The following is a 12270-nucleotide window of genomic DNA, read 5'->3' on the forward strand; positions in this document are numbered from 1 at the left end:
AACTCCGCTTTGCCGCACGAAAGAATCGCGGGTCGCCCGCTCTCTCGTCTTCGGTATTTGCCGCGTAGATGCCACTTCGACCCAGAAATGGTCGACGGGCCAAAGAAAAAGCACGCGAAAATGCCACTTCGACCTAGAAATGGCCAAAAAGGAAGGTGGGCTCCCGTCCATTTCGGGGTCGAAGTGGCATCTACCGACCACTTGCTCGAAACAGAGAGCAGGGAACGGCCGCTACTCCACCGGATAGCTACCGAACACCTTAACCTCACGCAACTTCAGCCGCAGGCAATCGAGGGCAGTCTGAACGTCGATATCATGCATTGACCCGTCAAGCTCAACGAAGAACATGTAATCTCCCAGCTGCTTTTTTGTCGGACGCGACTGCAGCATCGTCAGGTTGATGCCCGCGTAGGCGAATTCGGAAAGAATCATCTGTAGGGCACCGGGCTTGTCCGCGCGCAAAAAGAGCGCCAGCGACGTCTTGTAGCGCGAACCCCGCAAAAGCTCGGCATCGACCAGGCGACCCACCAATGCGAAAGCGGTCTGGTTCTCGGGGTTGTCCTGTATCGACTCCGCGACCACGCGCGCGCCGTGCAACCGAGCGGCAAGGGGGTTGCAGATACCCGCCGTGGCAGGATCGCCGGCCGCCATCCGCGCGCTTTCGGCCGTTGAGGCCACGGAAAGCGTTGAAACGCCCTTAAAATGCTCCGCCAGAAAGCGGCGGCACTGCGCGATGCCCTGCGGATGGGAGGCGATCCTGCGAATGTCGGATCGAGCGGCCTCGGGATGCATCGCCAGACAATGGCGCACATCGATCACCTCCTCGGCCAGGATAACCGAGTCGGTGCGGAAGGCGAAGTTGTCGAGCGTCGCCGTGACGGGACCTTCCAGCGAATTCTCCTTGCCGACGACGCCGAAGCGCACCGTCCCATCGTCGACGCAATCGAAAACCTCGTCGAAAGAAGCGCACTCCACCAGATCGGGGTCGTCGATGCCGAGACGGGCGGCGAAACGCAAAGCCGCTTCGTTGCAGTACGTTCCGGCAGGACCCAAAAAAGCGATGGAGTTCTCGTAGCTCATGTTAAACCAATCTGTTGTGCGTCATTTGCGATGTCGCGCGCCAATCACTGCGCCACTAATCGCGAGCCGCGTCGCACGTCGCTCGCGATGCTGCATGCCAGAACGCGACGTCGCGTGTTGTCTGCGATCATCATAGCGCGTCGGCGCCCGAACGGCTTTGAAACAGCCCCGTTCCGATCTCTTTCACGTGCTCTTCGGTTGCTGAGCCTTGGGCGAACACGACAGCATCAACAAAGCGTTTCCGGGATGCTTTTCCGGCAAAGCATCCTTCAGGGTACGTTATCCACCATCTCGAAACGACTTTCCACTCTTTCGTCATCTCGTCTACTCTCATTCTCGCCAAATTCGCGTTGAAACCGCATTGATGTCTCGTTAAATTCCCGATTTACCAAGAGTTTTGCACATTATTTCAAATCGTATTGACACGGAATTGAGACCTGGTATCGTGGGCTCATGGAATGCACGCTAGCACATAAAAGCTCCCTTGAACTATGGTCACATATGGCCGAAACCAATGCTGCGCCCACATGCTACGACCGGACGCTCAAGTCCAAGAAGGGCGCCGTCGGCGTTGCGGCGAAGGACGTTGATTTCTGGCTGAATCGAGGAAGCTTCTTCACCGAACCGCTTCACATTGCCGTCGGGTCTCCATCCGAGCGCTGCCGCGTCTTGCGCTGCGTTTCCCACATCGATCGCCAACTCGGCAACAAAGGCACGGTATGGGGAATTGCCCCTAAGCTTGCCACAGTTTCACCGGCAATGTGCCTGGCGCAGTTCGCCGGCGAGCTGCCTCTCGCGCAACTCACTGAGCTCGCATGCGCCCTGAGCGGCAACTACCGCTTCGCCTCCAAACCCGAAGACGTTGTCACCTCGGCAGTACCGCTCACATCGTTGCGAGAGATGCGTGCGTTCCTTCACGCTCATCAACAAATTCGTGGAGCATCGAAGGCGCTCAGGGCCATCGATCTCGCCATCGACCACCTAGGCTCCCCCTATGAGACCATTCTCTACCTGTTTCTCTGCCTGCCCCGCAAGCTTGGAGGCTACGGCCTCCCCAAGCCCGTTGCCAACCAACCGATCGCGCCCAAGTCCCGCGAAGCGCACCTTGTCGCCCAGCACAATTTCTACCCGGATTTATTCTGGCCCGACAAGCAGCTCATCGTCGAATACGACAGCTTCAAGCACCACAGCACGCCGAAAAAGACAGAGCATGACGCCCGGAGGCGTAACGATCTCGAGTCCATCGGCTATCGCGTCATGATCGCCAATCGTTCCATCGTTTCTTCCGCCGCACTGTTTTCCCAATTCGCAGATAACGTCCGCCGTGAACTTGGCGTGCGAAGCCGTCCGGAGACGGCGCATTGCCGAGATAGCCGAATGCAGCTTCGCAGGTTGCTTCTTGCACCCGATTCGATTGCGGAGTTCTGGAGGTAAGTTTCGGAATTCGACAAGTATGCATCGCGTCAATCGCCGAGAACGAATGCAAGCGGGTACGTATCGGAAACATGGCAGGTAGATGCCACTTCGACCCCGAAATGGCTCATCCCCCTCCTATCTTTCTGGCCATTTCTAGGTTAAAGTGGCATTTTCGAGGGATTTCCCCTCAGCAAGTCGACCATTTCGGAGTCGAAGCGGCATTCACCTGCGGATTTTAAAAAGTGCAGGATCGGACGCGTCGGCTGGTGAGGGCGATTGGGCGACTGCGGGGATCGGACGGCTGCGAGAGCGCACCGATCGGCTAGGGGCGCGGCGCGCAGGAACGCGTTAGCCGGCGAGGTGCTCGATGAGGATTTTCAGGCCGATGAGGATGAGGACGATGCCGCCGGCGATGGTGGCGGGCTTCTCGAAACGCGAGCCGAACTGGTTGCCGACCACTACGCCGACAAGCGACAGCACGAAAGTGGTGACACCGATGATCGTGATGGCGACCCAAATGTTCACTCCGAGGAAGGCAAACGTGATGCCCACAGCCAAGGCATCGATGCTCGTGGCGATGGCGAGCATGACAAGCTCGCGATAATCGAGGGGCGGGGCGATCGGCGCCTGCCGCGCCGCCTCGGGATCGTCGCAATCGGCGCCTCCGCGGCGTTGGCACGTCGCGCAATCGCGCCCGCACACGCACGGGGAGTCCTCCTCGTGGAAGGCGTCCCAGAGCATCTTGCCGCCGATGAAGGCGAGAAGCCCGAAAGCAATCCAGTGATCGACGGCGGTGATGGTGCTGGCGAACAGCGAGCCTGCGGCCCAACCGATAAGCGGCATGAGCGCCTGAAAGCCCCCGAAGAACAGGGCGATCACCAGCGCATCGCGCCAACGTATCTTCCGCATGCCGAGGCCTTTGCAGATGGCCACGGCGAACGCGTCCATGGAAAGCCCGACGCCCGTCAGGAACAACTCGATGAAACCCACAGCGAACCCTTTCTTCCCTCAGGGGGTCAACGTATCGTTTTCCTCGCGGAAGAAGCCCTCGGCGAGGAGGTCGGCGACGATGGAATCGAAGAGCGGAGGCTCCACCTCGGGACGACCGGCAGCGGCCTCGGCCGTGTTCAGGTCGGCGAGCACGGCCGCGCGGGAGACGCCCTCGGGAGCGGCGAGCACGCGGCGGGTGATCCAGGCCCGCTTCTGGCGGCGGGAGCCCTCGAAAGCCGACTGGCGGCTGTGACCGGCGCTGCGCCGGGAGGGATTCGGCACCGTGGCCTTCAGATGCGCGCCGTAGTCGAGCAGGCCGTAGTACCAGCGGCGCGGATCGGCTGCCGCGGCCGGGTGGAAAGCGGCGGCCTCGACCAGGGGCAAAAGCACCTTGTCGCTTACGGCCTCCTCTTCGGGAAAGAGCTCGTGCAAAAACACCGAGCGCACGTTGGTCTCCAGATAGACGGCCGGCCGCTGATAGGCGAAGGCCACCACCCCCGCCGCCGTAGCCGGACCGATGCCGGGCAGCGCCAGCAGCCCCTCGTAGGTTTCCGGAAGCCGACCGGCCCCCTCGGCGGCGCACCTGTCGGCCGTGCGCTTGAGCGCCAGGGCGCGGCGGTTGTAGCCGAGGCCCTGCCACAGCTCGAGCACATCGGGCACAGCGGCGGCCGCCAGGGCATCCACCGTGGGAAACGCCGACAGGAACCGCTCCCAGAAGCGTCCGACGCGCGCCACCTGGGTCTGCTGAAGCATGATCTCCGAGACGAGCACCGCATAGGGGTCGTCCACATGGCGCCAAGGCAGATCGCGGTACAGCTCGTCTCCCCTGGCGAGCATCGAGGTCACAAAGTCATCGAGGGCCGGCCCCTCGCAGGGCCAATCTATCGGTTCTGCATTCTTACGGCGAACCACAGATCCCGTCCTCCTTCATCGGTCGTCTTCACACGGAAGCAGAGCTCCCGACAGAAAACGGGCGGGTCCGCGCCCGCCCGTTCAATTCGGCAAACAACCACCGGCTATCCCACCAAGTCGTTCAAATCGCCCAAGGAGGCGGAGAAGTCGGAGACGACGAGGCGCTCGAGCTCGGCGTACTCGGCGGAATCGAGCGGCTGGTAGGCGGCGAGCTTGTCGAAGAGGTTCTCCCGGGACACCGGAATGTAGCGGCGCTCCACAAGGCCCTGCTTGTAGGCTTCCTCGATGGCCTCGCGGGCCGCCATGTAGATGTCGTAGCGCGGCAGGTTCGCCGAAAGGCGCACCAGCTCGTCGCGGCTCACCGATCGGATGGAGGGATGGTCGCGAGCGATATCCATCCAAATGTCGGCGCGCTCCTCAGCGGTGGGATAGTCGATATCGACGCAGGTGAGGGGGAACAAAAGCTCCGTGAAGAACGGATCGATGGCCTCGAGCGACGAGGCGGAGGCCAGCACGTAGACGTCGGGGTTCTCCACCGCCTGGCGGATGAGGCTCACCGCCTCCCGTGCGCCCCGGGACATGGCGGCCATGAAGAAGCCCGCCATATCGTCGGCGGCATCGATGACCGGCGCTCCCCACAGATCGAGATCCTCCAGCACCAGGATGCCCGGGCCCGCAAAGCCGTGGCGCAGGCTAGCGAGCTTCTCGGCATCGGTGGCCTGGGCGCTGACGCAGAGCATGGGTACGCCTTGGAAGGTCTCCTCCATGCGCATGCGGATGGCCGGTAGTCCCAGCTCCCCCACCGTGGCCAGCATGAAGCGGCTCGCATCCTCCCGGGCCGGCGAGCAGAACAGGAGGCTGTCGACGACCGGCATGGCGTCCAGCCCGTGGCGGGAGTTCAGCATAGCGACGAAATCGTCGAACTCGGGAGTGCCGGCCAGGCCCACGCCCAGAGAGCGCATGCGCGCCACGGCGGCGCCGTAGCCGGAGATGCTGTCGTAGGAGAAGATATCGACGGGCTGGGAGGCCTCCTCCCCCGCCGGAGCGGCCCCCGACGGCGCCGCCAGCGCCTCGGCCTGGGCCATGGCCGCGTCCTCGCCGTGAACGGCGGCGGCCATCATCGGCCCCACCATTTCCATGAAGTCGCCGGAAAGGGCCTCCGTCATTTCCATGAGATCGTCGCCGGAAAGACCGATGCCCTCGAGACGCTCCATGGCGAGCACCTGTAGCTGCTCAACACAAGCCTGCACCTCGTCGTCGGACAGGTAGGGCTCGAGCCGCTCGAAAATGTACTCGGCCAGAGCGCGCTCCTTGGTGGAGCAGGCCACGCGCCATGCCTGCTTGAGACCCATGATAGCGTCCTCGGAGGGGGCGTCACTTTGCTCGGCGGCCTGCTCGAAGGCGGCCAGGTACAGATGGAGTCCGAGGCGCGCGTCGCCGGCCTCGCAGGCGGCCACCGCGCGGGACAGGTAGTTTTCCGGAGTGCCCGCGCCGTCGTCGCGGGAGTTAGGGGATGTGTTGATATTCTCTAACATGGCCGTTACCTCTCAAATGCTGGGGGCTTTCAGGGCCCCGATCGTGTTCTGCCGCCATTTTATCGTACATAAGTACGATTGCCAAGAGTATTTTCGTATTTCGCGGGAGAAAATTTATCGGCCGCCGCGCCACCATTGCGCCCCGCTACCGCGCACCACCGCCGCTGCCGCCGCGCGACCGCTGCCATCGCCGCTTCGCAACTATCCTCGCGCGCCCTACCATTCCAAGATATCGTAGCCCTGGGCGTTGGCCGTGCGCGTAAGGGGCCGATCCGGCGTGACCGCGTAGGCGCTCTTTGCAGCGGCCAGCATGGCCCTATCGGAATGATGATCGCCGTAGGCCCAGGCGAGCTCCCAGCCGTCCGCGCCGAACAGCTCGTCGCACAGGCGACGGAGCACCACCACCTTCTCGGGGCCCTCGATGGGCTCGCCCTCCACCTCGTCGGTGTAGTTGCCCTGGAAGTCGACCCTCATGCGCGTGGCGATGGCGTACTGGATGGGGCGGCGCTCCATGGCCGCGGCGATGATGGGCTCGAAGGTGGCCGACACGCACACCACGGCATGCCCCGCCTCCTCGTGGGCCGCCATCTCAGCCTCGGCATCGGCGCGAAAACGCCGGTCGATGACCTGGTCGTAGAAGTCGCGCAGAAACCCGTTCACCTCCGCGACCGGCCGCCCCGCGAACGCGCGGAACACCAGCCCCCGCACCCAGGCCTCGTTCTGGGGCAGGCGCGTCTTGTAGGCGAAGGCCCAGCTGAGAATGCGGGCCACCACCGAGGGCGACAGCATGCGCCGGCGCACCAGATAGCGCACGAGCATGACCGGCGAGTTGCCCTGGATGCACGTGCCATCGAAATCGAAGGCCGCCACCTGGACTTTCCCCTCGGCGTTGCGCGCAATCGGGCCGTCCATGAGTCGGACGGCGCCCAAGGCGTCGGGGGTCACGCGGCGCACCCCGGCGGGAAGCGGCCCGGCCTCGCCGCGAAAAGCCGCGTCGTCGGGAATTCTCACATAGGTGCTCGCCTGGGGCATAATCACTCGCTCGTCCTCCAGCTGTGCGGTCAGGTTCGTCAAAATTTGCCTCGCCTATGATAGCCGACCCGGCACGACCCCGCCTGTCCTGCGACGTTTCTGCAGGAAACTTTTACGGAATTGAAGGAATGGAGTCGCCTCACCGAAAAACGGCTTCGCGCCTGTTCCCGCAAAGGGCGACCATGATCGTCCCTGTTCAGGTGCGGTGGCCTCGTTTGCGGAGGGCAGACCAAGGTCTGCCCCTACGGATGGGGTTTGCGAGAAAAGCGCGGAATGCGCACTACTCCTCGAAGCGGTCGTTGCAGGAGGCGAACTGGGAGTTGTACAGCTCGGCGTAGAAACCGCCCGCAGCGAGCAGCTCCTCGTGGCTGCCCTGCTCCACGATGTCACCGTCGCGCATGACCAAGATGAGGTCGGCCGCACGGATGGTGGAGAGCCGATGGGCGATGACGAAGGACGTGCGCCCCGCCATGAGCCGGTCCATGGCCTCTTGGATGCGCAGCTCGGTGCGCGTGTCCACCGAAGAGGTGGCCTCGTCCAGAATGAGCATGCGGCGGTCGGCCAGAAGGGCCCGGGCGATGGTGATGAGCTGGCGTTGGCCCTGGCTCAAGTTGCTCGCGTCCTCGTTGATCTCGAAGTCGTAGCCACCGGGCAGCATGCGGATGAAATGGTCGGCGCAGGCCTCGCGCGCGGCCGCTTCCACGTCCCCATCGGTGGCATTAAGCCGCCCGTAGCGGATGTTCTCGCGCACGGTGCCGGAGAACAGCCACGTATCCTGCAGCACCATGGCGAACAGATTCCGCACATCGGGGCGGGAAAGCTCGCGGATGTCGGCGCCGCCGATGCGGATGGCGCCCGCGTCCACGTCGTAGAAGCGCATGAGCAGCTTCACCATGGTGGTCTTGCCGGCGCCCGTGGGGCCGACGATGGCCACGGTTTGCCCGGCAGCCACGCGAGCGGAGAAGTTGCGGATGACGGGCACATCGGGCGTGTAGCCGAAGCGCACGCCGTCGAATTCCACGTCGGTGGAAAGCGCCGCAGGATCCACGGCGGAGGCCTCTTTCGGCACCTCGGGCAGATCGAGGAAGGCGAAGATGCGCTCGGCCGCCGCGGCCAGGGACTGCAGCACGTTGGAGATCTGGGCCAGCTGGGTGATGGGCTGCGTGAAGTTCTTCACGTACTGGACGAAGGCCTGGATGTCGCCCACGGTGATGGTGCCTGCCACGGCGAAGAACGCCCCGGTGACGGCGACGGCCACGTACCCCAGATTCCCCACGAACCCGAGCACCGGCATCATGAGGCCCGAGAGGAACTGCGCCTTCCAGCCGGCGTTGTACAGCGCCTCGTTGTCGGCCTCGTAGGCGCGCACGGTCTCGTCCTCCCGCCCGAAGGCGCGCACGACGGCATGGCCCGAGAACGTCTCCTCCACGCGGCCGTTCAGCGCGCCGAGCAGGCGCTGCTGGGCCACGAAGTGCTTCTGGGAGAGCCTCACCACCACCGCCACGAGCGCCATGGAGACCGGCACCATGACCAGGGCCACGAGCGTCATGATCCAGTTGATGGAGAGCATCATGACAAGCACGCCCACCACCGTGACCGCCGAGGTGATGGCCTGGGTGATGCCTTGGTTGAGGCTCTGGCCCAGCGTGTCCACGTCGTTGGTGATGCGCGAGAGGGTGTCGCCCGTGGAGGTCTTCTCGAAATACCCGAAGGGCACGCGGTCGATCTTTTTCGCAATGGCGTCGCGCAGCCGGTAGCACGTCTGCTGCGAGATGTAGCTCATGACCCAGGACTGCACCCACGAGCACGCCGCCGACAGCAGGTACAGGGCCAGCGTCGCCAGAAGGATGCGGCCGATGGCGTCGAAATCGATCGAGCCGGTGCCGGCTGCGGAGGCCACAGCGCCGTCGAAGAGCACCGTGGTGGCCTCGGAGAGCACCTTGGGCCCCACGATGGAAAACGCAGTGGAAGCGATGGCGAACAGGAGCACGAGCAGAAGCCGGCCCTTGAACTGCCCCATGAAGGCGAGCATCCGCTTCATGGTGGGGCCGAAGGCCAGCGCCTTCTCGCCGCCCATCATGCGGGCCGCCGGGCCATGGCCGCCGGGGCCGTGCCCGTGGCCGTGGCCGCCGGGGCTCCGCCGAGAGCCGCTGCCGGCCTTGGGAATGAAGGAGGGATGCCCGCTCATCGCGCACCCCCTTCGGCAAGTTCTTCCTCGGAAAGCTGCGACAGGGCGATTTCGCGGTACTCGGGGCAACTCTCCATAAGCTCGGCATGGGTGCCCACGCCGGCGACGCGCCCCTCGTCGAGCACCACGATGCGATCGGCCGCAAGCACCGTGGAGATGCGCTGGGCCACGAGGATCACGGTGGAACCGGCGGCCCAGGCGGGCAGCGCGGCGCGCACGCGGGCGTCCGTGGCGTAGTCGAGCGCCGAGAAGCAGTCGTCGAACAGGTAGGCGCGCGGCCGCCGCACGAGGGCGCGGGCCATGGAAAGCCGCTGGCGCTGGCCGCCGGAGACGTTGTCGCCTCCCTGGGCAATGGGAGCGGAAAGGCCTCCCTCGCGCGCTTCCACGAAATCCAGGGCGCAGGCCACCTCAAGGGCGCCGCGGATGGCCGCCTCGTCGGCGCTCTCGTCTCCGTAGGCGATGTTGCTTTCCACCGTGCCCTCGAACAGGAAGGCCTTCTGGGGCACATAGCCGAAGCACGCCCGCAGGTCGGCCTGGGAAAGCGCGCGCAGATCGGCGCCGTCGAGGGTGACGGAGCCCTCCGTCGGGTCGTAGAAGCGCTCGATGAGCTTCACGATGGTGGATTTGCCCGAACCGGTGGGGCCTACGATGGCCAGCGTGGTGCCGGGCTCGGCCGTGAACGACACATGGGAGAGCGCCGGATCGCCGTCGTCGGTGTAGCGGAAGGAGACGTCGTCGAAAGTGATGCGCACGCCCGCTGCGGCATCGGATCGCACGCGAGTCGGCGCCTCGGGATCGCGGACGGTGGGCTCGGTCGCGAGCACCTCGCTCAGGCGCTGGGCGGCCACGTCGGCGCGGGGCAGCATGATGGACACCATCCCCATGATGAGGCAGCCCATGATGATGACCATGGCGTAGGTGATGAACGCGATGAGATCGCCGGTCTGCATGGTGCCCGCGGCCACGCCCTGAGCGCCGAACCACACGATGGCCACCGAGGTGAGGTTCATCACAAGCATCATGGTGGGCATCATGAAGGCCATGGCGCGGTTGGTGAACAGCTGGGTATCACGCAGCTTGCGCGAGGCGGCGTCGAAGCGGTTCTCCTCGAAGCCCTCGCGGTTGAAGGCGCGCACCACCGACAGGCCGTTCAGCATCTCGCGGGCCACGAGGTTCACGCGATCGATGAGCGTCTGCATGATTTTGAACCGCGGCAGCGTGAAGCGGAACAGAACGGCGATGACCGCGAAGACCATGGCCACGGCGAGCACGACGATCCACCCCAACTGGGGGTTGGTGACCATGACCATGACCACGCCGCCGATGGCGAGGATGGGGGCGTAGAGCACCATGCGCATCACCATGGTGCACACGTTCTGGATGAGGGTGACATCGTTGGTGCCGCGCGTGATGAGCGAGGCCGCCGAGAACTGGTTGATCTCGGCATCGGAGAAGGCCACCACCCGCGCGAACAGGCGCCGGCGCAAGTCGCGGCCGATCTTGGCGCCGGTGCGGGCCGACACGAAGCCGGCGGCCACATCGAGCACCATGGAGCCGGCGGCGGCGAGCAGCATGAGGCCGCCGATGCGCAGGAGATAGGCCATCTGAATGGGGAACAGATCGACGCCGGCCGCCTTGTAGCCCGCAAGAACGTCGAGATCCTCCACGCCCGACTGGGCGATGCCCACATCGACGATCTGCGAGGTGAGCACCGGGATGGCCAGCTCGCAGCCGGCCTTCAGGAGCAGAAGCAGCATAACGAGCGCCACCGCCCCCTTGTGCTGCCCGAGAAACCGGATCACGCCCAAGGCTGCCCCTCCCCTACACAGCGAAGAAGGCGAGCGCCGCGTAAACGGCCACGCCAGCCACGGCGGTCCACAGAAGCGACTTGGTCTTCACGGCCACGAGCGCCGATGCCACAGCGGCCACGAGCGGGATGGCCGCCGGCCACACGCCCGCGTCGAACATGCCGGGGTTCAGAAGGTCGTTGGCCACAAGCGCCGCGAACGCCGCGGGCGGGATGAAGCCGAGGGCCTGGGCGAGGCGCGGGGGCAGCTCGCGGCCCTTCAGCAGAAACAGCGGGATGACGCGACAGGCCCACATGGCCAGCACGCACCCGATGAGAACGAACCAGAACTGCTCCCAGCTCATCGGCGCTCACCGCCCTCATCAGGCGAGGAGTCCCCACTCGAGGAGGGGCGACCAAGGTCGCCCCCTACGGGATCAGTACCGGGAGCGCTTGCCGTGACGGGACGGCGCGGGAACAGCGCCGAGAACGCCAGGGCGCACACGACACCGGCAACAGCGCCGATGAGAATGGCCGGCCCGGTAAGCCCGAGCGCCTTGCACAGGTACACGCCGAGCATCGCCACAATCATGGCGACGATATTGGCGGAGGTGAACTTCTGGGTGACGAGCAGGCAGATGAAGATGGCCGTCATGGCGAAGGCGGCGATGGGCACGGGGATGTCGACGGCCGCCCCCACCGCGCAGCCCACGATGTTCGAGATCGTCCAGGAGCTTTGGGAGAACAGGTTCACCATGAGCGCCCGATCCACCGACCAGTTGCCCTCGGCGAAGCGCGCCGTGTTCACGCCGTAGGACTCGTCAGTCACCGATGCGGCGAACAGGGCCGCAAGCCAACGGGGGCTTGCAGCGCACTGGGGCGCGAAGGAGGCGGCGTAGAGCATCTGGCGCGTGTTCACGAGGGACACCGACGCCGTGATGGCCGCCACCGAAGAGCCGGCGAGGAACATGTTGGGAATCATGAACTGGCCGGCGCCCGAGTACAGAAGGATGGACAGAAGCGCCACCTGCAAGGGATTCAGCCCGATGGTGTTCCCCAAAATGCCGCAGGGAAGGCCAATGGCCACATAGCCCAGCATGATGGGAACGGCGGCGGAGAACGCCGAAAGTATGTGCTCGCGAGAAAACATGACGCCTATGATAATCGACTCGCAGATTTTTGAAAGACCCTTCCCCCGATTTCACAACCCCTAAATAGCAGGTGGCCCCGCGGGTAATCAGGATTCCGCGGGGCCGTCTGCTTCATCGGAGATGGCATATATGATGTGCCGGCTGCCGCCGCGCGCATAAGCGGCGGCAGCCGGCGGGCTT

At 64.7% G+C, this 12270-nt stretch carries 10 protein-coding genes; 1 reads left to right on the forward strand and 9 read right to left on the reverse strand.

The window, feature by feature from the left end:
* Positions 1–231: 231 nt before the first annotated feature.
* Positions 232–1080: a prephenate dehydratase gene (gene pheA, locus ACW4LP_RS02140; RefSeq protein ID WP_114540044.1), complete on the reverse strand. Its 849-nt coding sequence runs from the start codon at positions 1078–1080 to the stop codon at positions 232–234.
* Positions 1081–1581: 501 nt separating this feature from the next.
* Between pheA and ACW4LP_RS02145 the strand changes: the two genes are divergently transcribed.
* Positions 1582–2514, forward strand: a complete 933-nt coding sequence (locus ACW4LP_RS02145; RefSeq protein ID WP_161128419.1) for a DUF559 domain-containing protein — start codon at positions 1582–1584, stop codon at positions 2512–2514.
* A 330-nt stretch (positions 2515–2844) separates the two neighbouring features.
* Here the strand turns inward: ACW4LP_RS02145 and ACW4LP_RS02150 are convergent, their stop codons facing one another.
* The 8 genes from ACW4LP_RS02150 to ACW4LP_RS02185 all read right to left on the reverse strand — a co-directional run bounded on the left by ACW4LP_RS02150 (position 2845) and on the right by ACW4LP_RS02185 (position 12089).
* Complete coding sequence (locus ACW4LP_RS02150) at positions 2845–3486, reverse strand: manganese efflux pump MntP (protein WP_114548412.1); 642 nt, start codon at positions 3484–3486, stop codon at positions 2845–2847.
* Positions 3487–3504: 18 nt separating this feature from the next.
* Entirely contained in the window at positions 3505–4398 is an 894-nt protein-coding gene (locus ACW4LP_RS02155) for an HhH-GPD family protein (RefSeq protein ID WP_331458085.1), read from the reverse strand.
* A 104-nt stretch (positions 4399–4502) separates the two neighbouring features.
* Positions 4503–5933 carry an ATP-binding protein gene (locus ACW4LP_RS02160; RefSeq protein ID WP_173112711.1) on the reverse strand — a complete coding sequence of 477 codons (1431 nt, stop codon included), beginning with the start codon at positions 5931–5933 and terminating at the stop codon, positions 4503–4505.
* A gap of 216 nt (positions 5934–6149) precedes the next feature.
* Entirely contained in the window at positions 6150–7007 is an 858-nt protein-coding gene (locus ACW4LP_RS02165) for an HAD family hydrolase (protein ID WP_225885456.1), read from the reverse strand.
* Positions 7008–7245: 238 nt separating this feature from the next.
* The gene (locus ACW4LP_RS02170) at positions 7246–9045 is read right to left on the reverse strand and encodes an ABC transporter ATP-binding protein (protein ID WP_231699619.1); all 1800 of its coding nucleotides are present in this window, start codon (positions 9043–9045) and stop codon (positions 7246–7248) included.
* A gap of 104 nt (positions 9046–9149) precedes the next feature.
* Entirely contained in the window at positions 9150–10955 is a 1806-nt protein-coding gene (locus ACW4LP_RS02175) for an ABC transporter ATP-binding protein (RefSeq protein WP_231699618.1), read from the reverse strand.
* Positions 10956–10974: 19 nt separating this feature from the next.
* On the reverse strand, positions 10975–11304 hold the full coding sequence (locus tag ACW4LP_RS02180) for an AzlD domain-containing protein (RefSeq protein WP_117285282.1): 330 nt from the start codon (positions 11302–11304) through the stop codon (positions 10975–10977).
* Positions 11301–12089, reverse strand: a complete 789-nt coding sequence (locus ACW4LP_RS02185) for an AzlC family ABC transporter permease (protein ID WP_161128070.1) — start codon at positions 12087–12089, stop codon at positions 11301–11303. Before ACW4LP_RS02185 ends, ACW4LP_RS02180 begins: the two co-directional genes overlap by 4 nt.
* Positions 12090–12270: the final 181 nt, after the last annotated feature.

Source organism: Adlercreutzia sp. CNCM I-6215 (genome assembly GCF_977072315.1).